The sequence below is a fragment of the Nonomuraea sp. NPDC005983 genome, assembly GCF_040614375.1.
In the GTDB taxonomy this organism is placed as follows: Bacteria; Actinomycetota; Actinomycetes; order Streptosporangiales; family Streptosporangiaceae; genus Nonomuraea.
This window is the reverse complement of the sequence record NZ_JBEXUP010000181.1, coordinates 1-15,548: the sequence shown is the minus strand read 5'-3', so window position 1 is coordinate 15,548 and position 15,548 is coordinate 1. Positions and strand designations below refer to the sequence as shown.

The 15,548-nt window shown below is 71.7% G+C and carries 15 protein-coding genes; 9 read left to right on the top strand and 6 right to left on the bottom strand.

Annotation, left to right across the window (positions count from 1 at the left end):
• The coding region (locus ABZ297_RS42150) for an MFS transporter (RefSeq protein ID WP_355358583.1) at positions 1-561 on the bottom strand (561 nt) is incomplete at its 3' end.
• Between the two features lie 143 nt (positions 562-704).
• On the opposite strand from ABZ297_RS42150, the gene ABZ297_RS42145 reads away from it, so the two are divergent.
• From ABZ297_RS42145 to ABZ297_RS42105, 9 genes are all read left to right on the top strand, one after another.
• Positions 705-1,685: a winged helix-turn-helix domain-containing protein gene (locus ABZ297_RS42145; protein ID WP_355358589.1), complete on the top strand. Its 981-nt coding sequence runs from the start codon at positions 705-707 to the stop codon at positions 1,683-1,685.
• A gap of 113 nt (positions 1,686-1,798) precedes the next feature.
• Positions 1,799-2,749 carry a sugar-binding domain-containing protein gene (locus tag ABZ297_RS42140; protein ID WP_355358580.1) on the top strand — a complete coding sequence of 317 codons (951 nt, stop codon included), beginning with the start codon at positions 1,799-1,801 and terminating at the stop codon, positions 2,747-2,749.
• Between the two features lie 315 nt (positions 2,750-3,064).
• Positions 3,065-4,144 (top strand): sugar ABC transporter substrate-binding protein, encoded by a 1,080-nt coding sequence (locus ABZ297_RS42135; RefSeq protein WP_355358577.1) that lies wholly within the window; start codon positions 3,065-3,067, stop codon positions 4,142-4,144.
• 10 nt (positions 4,145-4,154) lie between these two features.
• The gene (locus tag ABZ297_RS42130) at positions 4,155-4,967 is read left to right on the top strand and encodes an ATP-binding cassette domain-containing protein (protein WP_355358574.1); all 813 of its coding nucleotides are present in this window, start codon (positions 4,155-4,157) and stop codon (positions 4,965-4,967) included.
• A complete protein-coding gene (locus tag ABZ297_RS42125) occupies positions 4,964-6,193 on the top strand; it encodes a sugar ABC transporter permease (protein WP_355358571.1) in 1,230 nt (409 codons plus the stop codon). The genes ABZ297_RS42130 and ABZ297_RS42125 overlap by 4 nt, the downstream gene beginning before the upstream one ends.
• Complete coding sequence (locus ABZ297_RS42120; RefSeq protein ID WP_355358568.1) at positions 6,193-7,677, top strand: FGGY-family carbohydrate kinase; 1,485 nt, start codon at positions 6,193-6,195, stop codon at positions 7,675-7,677. Before ABZ297_RS42125 ends, ABZ297_RS42120 begins: the two co-directional genes overlap by 1 nt.
• The gene (locus tag ABZ297_RS42115) at positions 7,674-9,125 is read left to right on the top strand and encodes an FGGY family carbohydrate kinase (RefSeq protein WP_355358565.1); all 1,452 of its coding nucleotides are present in this window, start codon (positions 7,674-7,676) and stop codon (positions 9,123-9,125) included. Before ABZ297_RS42120 ends, ABZ297_RS42115 begins: the two co-directional genes overlap by 4 nt.
• Positions 9,122-9,736, top strand: a complete 615-nt coding sequence (locus tag ABZ297_RS42110) for a histidine phosphatase family protein (RefSeq protein ID WP_355358562.1) — start codon at positions 9,122-9,124, stop codon at positions 9,734-9,736. The genes ABZ297_RS42115 and ABZ297_RS42110 overlap by 4 nt, the downstream gene beginning before the upstream one ends.
• Positions 9,733-10,749 carry a 2-hydroxyacid dehydrogenase gene (locus tag ABZ297_RS42105; protein ID WP_355358559.1) on the top strand — a complete coding sequence of 339 codons (1,017 nt, stop codon included), beginning with the start codon at positions 9,733-9,735 and terminating at the stop codon, positions 10,747-10,749. Before ABZ297_RS42110 ends, ABZ297_RS42105 begins: the two co-directional genes overlap by 4 nt.
• On the opposite strand, the gene ABZ297_RS42100 is transcribed toward ABZ297_RS42105, so the two are convergent.
• From ABZ297_RS42100 to ABZ297_RS42080, 5 genes are all read right to left on the bottom strand, one after another.
• Positions 10,739-11,596, bottom strand: coding sequence for a carbohydrate ABC transporter permease (locus ABZ297_RS42100; RefSeq protein ID WP_355358586.1), 858 nt, complete (start codon positions 11,594-11,596; stop codon positions 10,739-10,741). The genes ABZ297_RS42105 and ABZ297_RS42100 overlap by 11 nt on opposite strands.
• Before the next feature lie 20 nt (positions 11,597-11,616).
• Complete coding sequence (locus tag ABZ297_RS42095) at positions 11,617-12,504, bottom strand: sugar ABC transporter permease (RefSeq protein WP_355358556.1); 888 nt, start codon at positions 12,502-12,504, stop codon at positions 11,617-11,619.
• A gap of 46 nt (positions 12,505-12,550) precedes the next feature.
• Positions 12,551-13,840 carry an ABC transporter substrate-binding protein gene (locus ABZ297_RS42090; protein WP_355358553.1) on the bottom strand — a complete coding sequence of 430 codons (1,290 nt, stop codon included), beginning with the start codon at positions 13,838-13,840 and terminating at the stop codon, positions 12,551-12,553.
• A gap of 115 nt (positions 13,841-13,955) precedes the next feature.
• Positions 13,956-14,738, bottom strand: coding sequence for an AMP-binding protein (locus ABZ297_RS42085; protein WP_355358550.1), 783 nt, complete (start codon positions 14,736-14,738; stop codon positions 13,956-13,958).
• A 453-nt stretch (positions 14,739-15,191) separates the two neighbouring features.
• A partial coding sequence (locus tag ABZ297_RS42080) for a helix-turn-helix transcriptional regulator (protein WP_355358547.1) occupies positions 15,192-15,548 on the bottom strand: 357 nt, incomplete at its 5' end.

The window sequence follows — 15,548 nt, the reverse complement described above, 5'->3', positions numbered from 1 at the left end:
CAGCACCGTCGCCGCCACCGCCGACAGCGCCGCCGTCACGGCGAGGGCGCCGTGCGGGCCGGTGGCCGCCAGGAAGGCGCCTCCCACCGCGAGACCGGCGATCTGGGCGCTCGCCGAGGTCACCCCCAGCAGCGATCGCCCCAGGACGAAGGCGTCCCCCGGCAGGACGTCCGGGAGCAGGGCGCTGCGCGCGGCGCCGAAGACCGGCGAGAACAGCCCGGTGACCAGCACCAGCGCCAGCATCGCCGGCACCGGCAGGCCCGCGTACGCCAGCAGCAGGCACACCGCCGCCCTGACCAGCTCTCCGGCGACCATCACTCCCCGCGGCGGCAGCCGGTCGGCGAGCGACAGCAGGAACATCCCGCCCACGATGTACGGCAGCCACCCCACCATGTACGCGGCGGCAGACAGCCCCGCCGACCCGGTCTGCGCGTACACGAGCACCGACAGGGCCAGCATCTTGATCGAGTCGCCGGAGACCAGCAGCGCGAAGCTGCCGAACAGCACCCGGAACTCGGGGACGGCGAACACGTCCCGGAAGGTCGCTCCGCGCTCGCTCATTCCACACTCCTCATCCGTGAAGGCATCGCCGTGGGACCGGCCGCCGGGGAGGGCGCCCCGGAGGGAGGTCGCGGGGCCGCCTGGAACCGATGGTGGTGGGGCCCGCTGCCGCAGGCGATCGTTTCGGATATAACCGAAAGGTGATGAGGATCGAGGTCACCCCCCAGGACGTGGTGGCCAGCAGGTTCGCCATCTCGCCGCTGATCGAGACCATGCACGCGCAGTGGGTCCTGGAGGGCAGGGCGGAGACGGTGGTGCACCGCCGCTGGGCCGAGCGCCGGCGGGCGACGTACCGGGAGCTGGAACGGCGGCATCCGGTGCTGCGGATGCTCGCGGCGATCGCCGGCAACAAGGGCAGCGACAACGTCGACTTCATCGCGCCCCCGCCCGCGGGGCTGAGCGTGCCGTTCGAGACCGAGCTGGCCGCGGTGCGCGAGACGCCCACGGAGCAGGCGCACGAGGAGATCGCCAGGTCGCTGGCGCACCGGCCGCCGGTCTCCGGACATACGCGGGCGCTGCTGCTCGGCCCCGACGTGGTGGGGCTCGTCGCCGACGCCTACGAGGCGCTGTGGCGGGAGATCATCTCCGCCGACTGGCCGCGCTTCCACGCGATCCTGGAGCGGGACGTGGTGCAGCGCGCGGGGCGGCTGGCGACCTACGGCTGGGCGTCCGCGCTGGACGACCTCAGCGAGCAGGTCCGGTGGCACGGCGACGGGCACATCGAGCTCGGCCTCAGCAGCCCGAACAGCCTGCACCGGCTCGGCGGCAGGGGCCTGCTGTTCCTGCCCTCGGCGTTCATCAGCGCGGTCGGCGTCTACCTGGAGGAAGCGTGGCCGCACGCGCTCGTCTACCCCGCGCGCGGCATCGCCGCCGAGCCGCCTGGACGCACGGCGGGGCTGGCCGTGCTGATCGGACGGACCCGCGCCCGCATCCTCGTGGAGCTGGCCGTGCCCGCCACCACCACGCATCTGGCGGCGCTGCTCGGCCAGAGCGTCGGCACCACCGGCGGGCACCTGTCCGCGCTCCGCGGTACCGGCCTGGTCAGCGGCACGCGTACCGGGCGCAGCGTCCTGTACGCCCGCACGCCGCTCGGTGACGCCCTGGTGGCGGGAGCCCTCGCGTAGGTTTCGCCGGGGATCGCTAGCCTTTCCCTCGGAGAGCACGAGGGTATAGTCGATGCGCATCCGTTCAGCACAAGTGTTCACGCACCTGACTCACGCACCGAGGGAGCGCGCGCATGCATGCCGACGTCGTACCGGAGACCCGGTTCCCTCAGGAGCTGATGTACGCCGCGGCGTCGCAGTACTACCTGGAGGAAGCCACCCAAGCCGACATCGCCAAGCGGCTGGGCGTCAGCCGGGCGACCGTGAGCCGGCTGCTGACCGAGGCGCGCAGGCAGGGCATCGTCGAGATCAGGGTGCACAGGCCCGCCACGCTGGAGGAGGGCCCGCTGGCCGCCGAGGTGGCCGAGGCGCTGCACCTCCAGCGGGTCTACCTGGTGCCCAAGGTAAGCGGCCCGGCGCTGGGGCCGTGGCTGGCTCCCGGGCTGGCCAGGGCACTGGCCGGGGTGGGGCTGCACTCGGGCGACGTGGTGCTGGTGTCGTCCGGCAGCACGGTGTACGAGTGCGCCCGCGAGGGGCTCGGACAGTTCCCCGGCGTGACGATCGCCCCCGCCGTGGGCGGCCAGGAGGACCCGCAGCCCTGGTTCCAGACGAACGAGACCACCCGGCTGCTCGCCGAGCGGGTCGGCGGCGTCCCCAGCTACCTGTACGCGCCCGCCCTGCCGGGCCCCGAGCTGTTCTCCTCGCTCCAGCACGAGCCGTCGGTGCGCCGCGTCATGGACCTGTGGGCGCACGCCAAGTGCGCGATCGTCGGCGTGGGCTCGCCGCCGCTGATGCGCCAGGTCGTGCCCGCCTTCGTGCCGCGCGACGCGCCCAGCCTGCGCCAGGCCGTCGGGGACGTGTGCTCGCGTTTCTACGACCGTGACGGCGAGCCCGTCGGCTACCCCGGCAGCGAGCGGCTGGTGGCGACCGGCCTGGAGGAGCTGCGCCGCATCCCGGTGTCGATCGCGATCGCGGTCGGTGCGGAGAAGGTCCTCTCGATCATCGCGGCGGCCAAGGGCGGCTACTTCAACCAGCTCGTCACCGACGCGCTCACGGCCGAGAGCCTGCTCGCCGCCACCCGCTGACCCCCCGAGAATCCCGGGCCGCCGACATCTGGGGCCCGGCTCCGCCACGTCCCCGCCGACGCCGGAAAGCCCGCCACGCGGCGCGCTCCCGACGCCCGCGCGGCGGCTCGACGCTGCCCACCGGGGTACCCCGCCTGGATGAACAGCAGGTCACGCGCGTGAAAAGACCGTGAACACTTTTGCTGGACAAATATTCCGACCGCGCGCTAGCGTGAGCCGCACCACAGGTCACCGCCGTGTGTGAGCGGCGCTGTGGCACTCGGGGGAAGCGATGCAACCGGCTCCGCGAGGACGAAGCAAGTGAGGAAACAACCCGTGAACAGAACTCAGATGCGGACCGCCGCCTTCGCCGCAGTGGCGGTTCTGGCAGGCTCGGCGCTCTCCGCGTGCGGGTCCGGCTCCAGTGGCACCGGCCAGAGCGCGGGCGGCGCGGAGAACGCCAAGGTGGCCTTCCTCATGCCCGACCTCGCCTCGACCAGGTACGAGCTGGCCGACAAGCCGCTGTTCGAGGCCAAGATGAAGCAGCTCTGCGCGGGCTGCACGGTGATCTACCAGAACGCCGACTCCGACGCGGCCAAGCAGCAGCAACAGGCCAACTCGGCGCTGGCGCAGGGCGTCAAGGCGATCGTGATCGACCCGGTCGACTCCGCCGCCGCGGCCACCATCGTCAAGTCCGCGCAGGCGCAGAACGTGCCGGTGATCGCCTACGACCGGCCGATCCCCGCGACGCCAGCCGACTACTACATCTCCTTCGACAACGAGAAGATCGGCGCGATGATCGCCCAGTCGCTGGTGGACCACCTCAAGAAGGAGTCCGCCCAGGGCGGGATCCTCCAGGTCAACGGCTCGCCGACGGACGCCGCCGCCGGACTGATCAAGAAGGGCATCCACAGCGCGGTCGACCCGAGCGGCTTCAAGCTGCTGGCCGAGTACGACACCCCCGACTGGCAGCCGGAGAAGGCGCAGACCTGGGTCAGCGGCCAGATCACCCAGTTCCGCGACCAGATCGTGGGCGTGGTGGCGGCCAACGACGGCACCGGAGGCGGCTCGATCGCGGCGTTCAAGGCGGCGGGCGCGAAGGTTCCGCCGATCACCGGCAACGACGCCGAGCTGGCCGCCGCGCAGCGAATCATCAACGGCGACCAGTACAACACGATCTCCAAGCCGATCAAGATCGTGGCTGAGGCCTCCGCCGACGTCGCCTACCAGTTCATCCAGGGCAAGAAGCCCGCGGGCAAGACCACGCTCTTCAACACCCCCTCGCAGCTGTTCGTCCCGACGGTCGTGACCAAGGAGAACATCAACGAGGTGCTGTTCCAGAGCGGGATCATGAAGGCCGCCGACGCGTGCAAGGGCGAGTACGCCAAGGGCTGCGCCGAACTCGGCATCAAATAGGGAGGCAGCGTTGTCCCCCACGTCCAGCAAACGGACAGCTAACCAGCGATCGGACAGCGTCCTGTCCCTGCGCGGGATCAGCAAGACCTTCGGAGCGGTCGCCGCGCTCACGGGCATCGACCTCGACGTGGCGGCGGGGCAGGTCGTCGCCGTCGTCGGGGACAACGGAGCGGGCAAGTCCACGCTGGTCAAGATCCTGTCGGGGGTGCACCCGCCGGACTCGGGCACGATCACCTTCGGGTCGCGCGAGGTCGAGATCCCGACCCCGGCGGCGGCGCACAAGCTCGGCATCGCGACCGTCTTCCAGGACCTGGCGCTCTGCGAGAACCTCAACGTGATCCAGAACCTGTTCCTGGGCCAGGAGGTCCGGCCGCTCCGGCTGAACGACGTGGCGATGGAGACCCGCTCGTGGGAGCTGCTCAGGCAGCTGTCCGCGAAGATCCCCAGCGTCCGCGTCCCGGTGGCCTCCCTGTCGGGAGGCCAGCGGCAGACCGTGGCCATCGCCAGGTCGCTGCTCGGCGACCCGAAGGTGATCATCCTGGACGAGCCGACCGCCGCGCTGGGCGTCGCCCAGACGGCGGAGGTGCTCAACCTGGTCGAGCGCCTCCGTGAGAACGGCCTCGGCGTCATCATGATCAGCCACAACATGGCGGACGTGAAGGCCGTCGCCGACACCGTGGCCGTGCTCAGGCTCGGCCGCAACAACGGGGTCTTCGACGTGAGCGAGGTCTCCGCCGAGGACATCATCGCCGCCATCACGGGCGCCACCGACAACGTGGTGTCCCAGCGCCAGTCGCGCCGAAAGGAAGGGTCCACCTCGTGAACGTGACGACCGACCGCCAGGACGAGCGGCTGCAGAGCCGGGAAGGGCTCCGCGGCGCGATCACCGACGTCGTCGAGCGGGCGCGCGGCGGCGACCTGGGCGTCATCCCCGTCGTGGTCGGGCTCATCGTCATCTGGACCGTCCTGCAGATCCTGAACCCGATCTTCCTGTCGAGCGCGAACCTGGTGAACCTCACGATGGAGTCGGCCGCGGTCGGCATCATCGCGCTCGGCATCGTCTGCGTGCTGCTGGTCGGCCAGATCGACCTGTCGGTGGGCTCGGTCAGCGGGCTGTCGGGCGCGGTGCTCGCGGTGCTCTTCGTGAGCCAGGGCCTGCCCGTCTGGCTGGCCATCGGCGCCTCGGTGATCATGGGAGCGGTGATCGGCTGGGTGTACGCGCAGCTGTTCAACCGGTTCGGGGTGCCGAGCTTCGTGATCACGCTGGCCGGCCTGCTGGCCTTCCTGGGCCTGCAGCTGTACGTGCTGGGCAGCAAGGGCTCGATCAACCTGCCCTTCGACTCCGGCCTGGTGAACTTCGCGCAGCTCGACTTCGTCCCCGACTGGCTGTCGTACTGCTTCGCCGTGATCGCCGCGGCGGCCCTGTTCGCCAGCGGCTTCTTCCACGCGCGGGAACGGCGGCGGGCCGGGCTGTCGGCCAAGAGCCTGTCGACGCTGGTCGCCAGGAGCGTGGCACTGCTGGTCGTGCTCGCGTTCGTGGTCTGGTACCTGGGCCAGACGCGCGGCGTCGGCTGGATGTTCGTCTTCTTCGTCGCCCTGGTGCTGATCATGCACTACCTGCTGTCGCGGACGAAGTGGGGCAGGGCCGTCTACGCCGTCGGCGGCAACGTCGAGGCCGCGCGCCGGGCGGGCATCAACGTCAAGGCGATCTACACCTCGGTGTTCGTGCTCTGCTCGACGTTCGCCGCGGTGGGCGGCATCCTGGCCGCCGCCCGGCTGGCCGCCGCCAACCAGAGCAGCGGCTCGGGCGACGTCAATCTGAACGCCATCGCGGCGGCCGTCATCGGCGGGACGAGCCTGTTCGGCGGGCGCGGCACCGCGTTCGGCGCGCTGCTCGGCATCATCGTCATCCAGTCGATCTCCAGCGGCTTGACGCTGCTCAACCTCGACTCGTCGATCAGGTTCGTGGTCACGGGCGTGGTGCTGCTGCTCGCGGTGGTCGTCGACTCGGTCGCGCGCAAGTCGCGCACCTCGCACGGACGCGCCTGATGGCCGTCATCTGCGTGGACGCGGGCACCACGGTGATCAAGGCGGTCGGCTACACCGGGTCGGGTGCCGAGGCCGTGGTCGTCAGGCACGAGACCGGCGTGTCCCGTCCCGCACCCGGCTGGGCCGAGCAGGACATGGACGCCGTCTGGGACGCGGTCACGCGCACCGTGCGCGAGGCCGCCGCCCAGCTCGACGGCCCAGGTGGCGGGGTGGACTTCGTCGCCGTGACCGGGCAGGGCGACGGGGTCTGGCTGGTCGACCAGGCGGGCGAGCCCACCGGGCCGGCGATCCTGTGGAACGACGGCCGGGCCGCCGCGACCGTCGACTCCTGGATCCGCTCCGGGGTCGCCGAGCGCGCCTTCCGGCTCAACGGCTCGTCCGCCGCGTCGGGGCTGCCGCACGCGATCCTGGCCTGGCTGGCCGAGCACGACCCCGACCGGCTCGCCCGCTCCGCCGCCAACCTGACGTGCGGCGGCTGGATCTTCTCCCGGATGACCGGCCTGCTGGCCGCCGACGAGTCCGACGCCTCCGCGCCCTTCATGGACCTGCGCGCCCGCGCCTACTCCCCCGAGCTGCTCGAACTGTTCGGCCTGGAGTGGGCTGAGCGGCTGCTGCCCGAGCTGCGCGACGACACCCGGCGCGTCGCCGAGCTGACCGGCCGGGCCGCCGAGCAGCTCGGCCTCCCGGCGGGCACGCCGGTGGTCATGGCCCCCTACGACATCGTCTCGACCGCGCTGGGCGCCGGGGCCGTGCGGGCCGGGCAGGCGTGCAGCATCCTGGGCACCACGCTGTCCACCGAGGCCGTCGTCGAGCGGCCCGACCTCGACGGCGACCCGGTCGGCATCACCATCGCCATGCCCGGCGGCTACCTGCGTGCCTTCCCCACCTTCGCCGGGGTCGAGGTGATCCAGTGGGCCTGCCGCCTGCTCGGCCTGCGGACCCCCGACGAGCTGGGCGAGCTGGCCGCGTCGAGCCCGCCGGGAGCGGGCGGGCTGGCCTTCCTGCCGTACCTGTCGCCCGCCGGGGAGCGGGCGCCGTTCTCCGACCCGCTGGCCAGGGGCGCCTTCCAGGGGCTGTCGTTCGAGCACGGCCGCGAGCACGTCGCCAGGGCCGTCCTCGAAGGGCTGACGCTGGTCGTCCAGGACTGCCTGGCCGCCTCCGGCCACCGGCCGGAGGAGCTGCGGGTGAGCGGAGGCGGCTCGGCGAGCGCCATCTGGCTCCAGCTCATCGCCGACGTGACCGGCCTGCCCGTGCTCCGCTCGGCCGACGCCGAGGTCGGCGCCAGGGGCGCCTTCCTGGTGGGGCTGGCGGCGACGGGCGCGGCAACGGGCATCGAGCAGGCGGCCGACACGCACGTGCGGCTGCGCGCCGCCGTCCACCCCCGGACCGGCCCGTACGGCGACGCCTACCGGGACTTCCTCGCCCTGCGCGAGGCCGGAGCCCGGTCCTGGCCGCTGCTGGCCGAGATGCGGAGCCGCTCATGAGCGTCTGGATCGGCATCGACCTCGGAACCCAGAGCGTCAGGGCGATGGCCGTCGCCGCCGACGGGCGGGTGCTCGGCGCGGCCGGCAGGCCCCTGATCAGTCACCGCGACGGCCCCCGCCACGAGCAGGACCCCGAGCAGTGGTGGCGCGAGCTGGCCGCGGCGACCCGCGAGGCGCTCCGCGACGTCCCGCCCGGCCTGGTACGCGGGGTGGCGGTGGACGCCACCTCGGGAACGGTCCTGCTCGCCGACCGCGACGGCCGGGCCCTGACTCCCGGGCTGATGTACGACGACCGGCGGGCCGCGGCCGAGGTCGACCGGGTCAACGCGGCCGGCGCGCACGTCTGGCGGCAGCTCGGTTACCAGCGCATGCAGGCCAACTGGGCGCTGCCCAAGCTGCTGTGGCTGCTGCGCGACGCGCCCTCCGGCGTGCGCCTGGCGCACCAGAACGACTTCGTCAACCGGCGGCTGGTGGGCCACGAAGTGGCCACCGACCTGAGCAACGCGCTCAAGACGGGCGTGCACCTCATCGACGAACGCTGGCCGTCGGACGTGTTCGACGCGCTGGGCGTGCCCGCGGAGATCCTGCCGGACGTGGTCCGTCCCGGCAGCACGCTCGGCACGGTCTGCGCCGAGGCGGCGGCCGAGACCGGCATCCCCGAGGGGACAGCCGTGATCGCGGGCACCACCGACGGGTGCGCGGCGCAGCTCGGCGCGGGCGCGACCCGGCCCGGCAGCTGGAACTCGGTGCTGGGCACCACCCTGGTGCTCAAGGGCGTGACCAGGGAGCTGATCCACGACCCGCTGGGCGTCGTCTACTCCCACCGCGCCCCCGACGGGTCGTGGCTGCCGGGAGGGGCGTCGAGCACCGGCGCGGGCGTCCTGGCCCGCGACCTGCCCGGCCGCGACCTCGACGCCCTCAGCGACGCGGCCATCACCCGCTACGGCCCGGCCCGGCGCCCGCCCGTCCCCACCACCTATCCGCTGGTCTCGCGGGGTGAGCGGTTCCCGTTCGCCGCGCCCGAGGCCGAGGGGTTCACGCTCGGCGAGCCCGCCGACGACGTCGAGCGGTACGCGGCGATCCTGCGCGGGGCCGCGTTCGTCGAACGGCTCTGCTTCGACTACCTCGACCTGCTCGGCGCCCCGGTCGACGGCGAGATCATCCTGACCGGCGGGGCGACCAGGAGCGTGTTCGGCAACCAGCTCAGGGCCGACGTGCTGGGCCGGCCGGTGACGCTCAGGGAGAACGCCGAGCCCGCCCTGGGCATGGCGATGCTGGCGGCCGGCCCGGCCGAGTCCTCCGCCGGGATGGTCCGCACCCGCGAGATCGTCGAACCGTCCGGCGCCGACCTGGACGAGCCGTACCTGCGCTTCGTCGAGGAGCTGGAGAAACGCGGCTGGCTCCCCTCGAACGCCGCCGACCACGCCCGTGAGAGGACCGCACGATGACGAACCTGGTTCTGGTACGGCACGGCGAGACCGTCTGGCACGCGGAGAACCGCTACGCGGGCCTCAGCGACGTCGAGTTGACCCCGCGCGGCCACGCCCAGGCCGGGCAGCTGGCCGTCTGGGCGGGGCAGGCGGGCCTGTCGGCGGTGTGGTCGTCCACGCTGAGCAGGGCCCGCGTCACCGCCGAGGCCGGCGCCGCCACCGCGGGAGTCGAGCTGCACACCGACGCCCGGCTGCGCGAGCTGGACTTCGGCCAGGGCGACGGGCTGACCTCGGCGGAGATGCACGAGCGCTTTCCCGCGGCCCGAGCCGCCTTCGAGGCCGACCCCGCCGAGCACCCGCTGCCGGGCGGCGAGGACCCGCACCTGGCGGCGGGCCGCTTCGTCGCCGCCCTGACCGACATCGCCGGCGCCCACCCCGACGGCCGGGTGCTGGTGGTCGCGCACACGACCGCCATCAGGCTCGCGCTGTGCCGGATGATCGGGGTGCCGCTCGGCGAGTACCGGCGGCTGTTCCCGCGCCTCGACAACTGCGCCGTCACCGAGCTGCGGCTGCGTGCGGGGCAGGTCGCGATCCTGCAGTACAACTCCCCGATTGGAGCCCTTCGTTGACCACCCGAGTCCTCGCCGCCGGCGACCACTTCGTGCAGAACCGCCTGTTCATTGACGCGCTCAGGCGCGAGGTTCCCGGTGAGGTGGAGATCCGCGAGCTCACCCTGCCCTGGCCGGTGGTGCCGTTCGGCCGGGTGGGAGAGGTCGACGAGGCGTCCGACGTGGAGGAGGAGCTGATCGGGGCGCTGCGCGGGGTCGAGGTGTGCGTGACGCAGATGGCCCCGCTGACCCAGCGCGTGCTGGACGCCTGCCCCGACCTGAAGCTGTTCTGCGTCAGCCGGGGCGGCCCGGTCAACGCCAACCTGGAGGCGGCCACCAAGGCGGGCGTCACCGTGACCTTCGCGCCCGGACGCAACGCCGTGGCCACCGCCGAGCACACGCTCGCCCTGCTCCTGGCGGCCACCCGCCGCGTCCCCCAGACCCACGCGGACCTGGCGGCCGGGGTCTGGCGGGGCGACTACTACACCTACGACAACGTCGGCCCGGAGCTGGAGGGCAGCACGGTCGGCCTGGTCGGCTACGGCGCGATCGGCAGCCGGGTGGCCCGGATGCTGGAGGGCTTCGGCGCGGAGGTCCTGGTCTACGACCCCTATGTGAAGATCTCCGGGCAGGTCGAGCTGGAGGAGCTGCTGGCCCGCTCCCGCTTCCTGTCCCTGCACGCCCGCGCGACCCCTGAGAACGCCGGCATGATCGGCGCCGCCCAGATCGCCGCGATGCCGCCCGGCTCCGTGATCGTCAACTGCGCGCGCGGCTCGCTGCTCGACTACGACGCGCTGTGCGACGCCCTCGACTCCGGTCACCTGTTCGGCGCGGCCGTGGACGTCTTTCCCGAGGAGCCCATCCCCGCCGGGTCGCGCCTGCTGCGCACGCCGAACCTGGTGATGACCCCGCACCTGGCCGGCGCCAGCAAGGAGACGGCGATGAAGGCGGCCGCCATCGTGGCCCGGGACGTGGCCCGCTACGTGCGCGGCGAACGGCCGGAGCACGTGGCGAACCCCGCCCTCATCCCTTGAGCGCGCCCGCCATCAGCCCGCGCATGAAGAACCGGCCGAGCAGGAGATAGATCAGCATCGTTGGGATCGACGCCAGGATCGCCGCCGCCATCTGCTGGCTGTACGGGGTGGCCTGGGCACCGGCGATGTTGTTCAGCGCCACCGTGGCAGGCCAGCTCGTCGGTCCGGTGAGGAAGACGGCGAACAGGAAGTCGTTCCACATCGAGGTGAACTGCCAGATGATGACGACCGCGATGGCGGGCCCCGACACCGGCAGCACCACCGACCAGTACGTGCGCAGCATGCCCGCGCCGTCGACCCGCGACGCCTCGATGAGCTCGTCCGGGATCGTCACGTAGTAGTTGCGGAAGATCAGCGTGCAGATCGGGATGCCGTAGACGACGTGCGCGAGCACCAGCCCCGGGATGCCGCCGTAGAAGACGCCCTGCAGGCCGGTCAGGTCGTTCAGCCCGACGAGGAGCCGCACCAGCGGGATCATGACGCCCTGGTACGGGATGAACATGCCGAACAGGAAGAGCGTGAACAGCACGTCCGCGCCGGGGAAGCGCCATTTCGACAGCACGTAGCCGTTCATCGAGCCGAGCACGCACGACAGCAGCGAGCCCGGCACCGCCAGCAGCACGCTGTTCCACAGGCCGGGCCCCAGCTTCTCCCAGGCGACCCGCCACGCCTCGAACGTCCAGGTGCGTGGCAGGTTCCAGGCCTGGGTGGGGTCGGCCTCGGTGAGCGGCTTGAAGCTGGTCACCAGCAGCACGTAGATCGGGATCAGGAAGACGACCGCGAAGACGATCAGCGCCGCGAGGCGCACCCAGGGAAGCGGCTTCCGGCGCGCGGCCCCCGTCGTCATGGGCGCCGTCATGGGCGCCGTCATGAGCGCCTCTCCTTACGGACGGACCAGATCAGGTACGGGATCACGAAGACGGCCACGCTGAGCACGATGTACGCGGCGATGGTGGCGCCCTTGGCCGGGTCGTGGGAGTCGAAGACCGCCACCCACATGAAGACCGCGGGCACGTCCGTGATGATCTGCTTGCCCGACACCGCCACGATCAGGTCGAACACCTTGAGCGAGATGTGCCCCAGGATGATCAGCGCCGACAGGGTCACAGGCCGCAGCATGGGCAGCACCACGTACCGGTAGACGCCCCACTCGGTGCACCCGTCGACCCGCGCGGCCTCGCGCAGCTCCTCGGGCACGCCGCGGAACCCCGCCAGGAACAACGCCATGACATATCCGGACATTTGCCAGACTGCTGGCAGGGCCATCGCGGCCATCCCCCAGTCCGGATCGCGGAACCACTGCCACTGCGGCAACCCGATCGCGTCGAGCAGCCGGTTCAGCCCGACCGCCCGCTCGTCCATCCCCGAGTTCATCAGCCACCGCCACACGATGCCGGTCGCGACGAACGAGATGGCCATCGGGAACAGGTAGATCGCCCGGAACGTGCCCTCCCCGGCGATCCCCTTCTCCATGAGGAACGCCAGGAACCAGCCGAGCAGGAGCGCACCCAGCACGAACACGACCGTGAAGACGATCGCGTGGTTGACCGAGATGTGCCACCTGGGCAGGTCCCAGAGGTCGATGAAGTTCTTCAGCCCGACGAACTTCCCCTCGGCCACCTCGCTGTGCTTGTCGGTCATGGCCAGCTGGAAGTTCCAGCCCAGCATGCCGTACACGAACACGCCGATCGCGATGATCGACGGGGTGACGAGGAGCAGTCCCGGCAGCCAGCCGCGTGCCCGCCTCACAACCATTCCCTCCATGGGTACGGCAGGCGCGCGGCCCGCCGTACCCGTGACGTCACTGCGCGTTGGCCTGCGCGGCGTCGACCAGGCCCTTCTGCAGGGCCGCGACGTCCTTGCCGCCGATGAACAGGCCGACCGCCTCGGTGATCGCCGCCAGCCACGGCTGGTTCACCGACACGCCGTGCTGGATGGAGCCGGCGAGCTTGTTGCTCGACCAGTCCTTCAGCGCGTCGGCCAGGTAATCGGTGTAGAGCGCCTGGTCGGCGTCCTTGCGGGCGGGGATGGAGCCCTTCTTCGGGTTGAACGCGTCCTGGCCCTCCTTGCTGGCCGCGACCTTGAGCCAGGCGATGGCCCCGTCGCGGTTCTTCGCGCCCTTGGGCAGGGTGAAGCTGTCGGACAGCCACAGGTACGTGCCCTCGGTGCCCGGCGCGGGCGCCCAGTCGAAGTCCTCCTTCGACTTCTTGCCCAGGCCGCCGTCAGGCGGGTTGTGGAAGTAGCCGTAGGCCCAGTCGCCCATGATGTTGAACGCGGCCTGGCCGTCGGCCACCTGCTTGGCCGCGGGCTGCCAGTCGTCCTGCGGGTCGCCGGCGAACGACAGGATCGTCTTGAAGTTCTCCAGCGCCTTGGTCACCTCTGGGGCGGCCCAGTTGCCACCCGGCTTGAACAGCGCGTTGTACGCGTCGGTGCCGAGCGAGCCGAGCAGCACGTTCTCCATCAGGTGGACGACCGTCCACTCGGAGCCGATCGACAGCGGGATCTTGCCCTTGGCCTTGACCTTCTGCAGGTCGGCGATGAACTCGTCGACCGTCTTCGGCGCGGCGGCGATGCCCGCTTCCTTCAGCACCTTCGGGTTGAACCACAGCACGTTCGAACGGTGGATGTTCACCGGCACCGAGTAGATCTTGCCGTCGACGCTGATCTGGTCGATGAGCTGGGCGGGGAAGACGTCCTTCAGCTTCAGCTCGTCGTACAGGGAGTTCAGGTCCTCCAGGTCGCCGGCCTTGATGTAGCCCTGCAACTCGGCGCCCGCGTGGCCCTGGAAGGTGTCGGGCGGGGTGTTCGCGTCGAGCTTGGACTGCAGCAGCGCCTTCGCCTTGTCGCCCGAACCGCCGGCGACCGCGGCGTCGAAGAAGGTGAAGTTGGGGTTCTGCTTCTCGAAGATCTCCTTCATCGCCTTCAGGCCGTCGGCTTCGCCGGGGCCCGTCCACCAGGAGAAGACCTCCACCTGTTTCTTCCCGCCGCCACCCGCCGGCGTCTGCGCCGCCTTGTCGCCTCCGCCACACGCGGACAGGCTCAGCACGCTCGCCATAGTGATCGCGACGGCCGCCAACCACCGTCGTCGCATCGCACACCGTCCCTTCGAAGCCTCGAATGGTGGGTTGACAACGTTGTCAGTAGGGCTAATCAACGCACTAACCACTGGGACCGTCAAGGAGTGCGCGGATAACAGGTCCGCATACTCAGCCGAGCCGCTTCAGCGCGCCCGCGCGGTCGCTGACCGCGGTGACGCCGAACTCGCGAACGAGGCCGGGCAGCCTCGCGGCGTCGAGACCGCCGGCGCAGACCAGCAGCGCGCCCCTGCTCACCGCCAGGCCCACCAGCGCGACGAGGTCGCAGCCGCCGTCGGGCGGCCAGGCGACCAGCACCGCGTCGGACTCACTCAGCCGTACCGGCAGGTCCAGCTCCTCCATCACGCCCACCAGGTCTGCGTGCGCCAGCCGGTGGCCGCCGGCGAGCACCAACGCGTCCTGACGTCTCGGATCGAGCACCGGCAGCGCGGTGGGCTCCAGCGCGAGCAGGTCGCCGAAGTCGAGCGCGTCGAGCGCCGCTCCCAACGAGATCATCTGCCGCACCCGCGACTCGTCGGCCGCCAGCGCGGCGCTCTCGGCCAGGTCGGGGGTGACGACCAGGGTGCGCGCGTCGCACTCGCGCAACAGCGCGGCCACCTCGCGGACGGGCAGCGCCGGGTCGATCGGCGCGGCCACCCCGCCCGCCGCGAGCACGGCGTGCACCGCCAGGGTCTGCGCGCCCGCAGTGGACACGTGCACGCCCACCACCTGGTCGCGCCTGGCGCCCCTGCGCACCAGCCCCGAGGCCGCCCTGGTCACCTCGGTCACCAGCCCGCGGTAGCCGTAGGCCAGCCCCGCCCCCACGTCGACCAGGGCCGGCCGGTCGCCTCGCGCGTAGGCCCGGCCGAACACCTCGTGGATGACGGTGCCGATGGACGAGGCGGACGGCTTCATCGAGGCTCCTCAACCGGGGAGACCCCCGTCTTCAGGCGGGGGAGGAGGTCAAACCTGCGAAGCGTACGGCGGGCGCGGGGACGGCGGCATCCGCCGATGTATGTAGAGCCATGTGCAACACCCGCAGAACCATGTGCAACACCTCGAGAGCCATGTGCAACACCCCGAGAGCCACGTGCGACACCCCGGACGGCCGGGCGGGCCCGAGCCCTGCGCGGCTCGGGCCCGCTGTCACACGCCCGGAGCCCGGCCCCCACCCCTCCGAGGAGGCCAAGCCCCTCCAGGGCGCGCGACGTCCCCGGCGGACCAGCCGCGGCGTCACCCGCGCGGGTGCGGGCGGGGCGGCCGATCACAGGCAGAACGGTAGGCGGGCGGGCCGGAACGGCACATGCGTCGAGATGGCCATTCGAGGGTGTAACCCGGCGGGCCGGACGATGTGTAGAGACGTCCAGGTCAGCGGCCGGCGACGACCCACGCCGCGATCTGCGTACGCGTGGAGAAGCCCAGCTTCGACAGGATGTCGGCGACGTGGCGGGCGGCGGTGGCCGGGCTGATGACCAGCTCGTCGGCGATCGCCCGGTTGCTCAGGCCCCTGGCGACCAGCTCGGCGATCTCGCGCTCCCTGTCGGTGAGCCTGCTCTCCTGCATGACCGGAGCGAGGTCTGCCGGGGCCAGGTCGGGCACGGGGCCGCCGAGCGCACAGGCGACGGCCCCCTCGGCGGTCATGGCCGTGCCCTCGGCCCAGAGCAGCGCGACCACGGCCTCGCCCAGCCGGTCGCGGGCGGGCCGCAGGATCTCATCAGTGCCGGC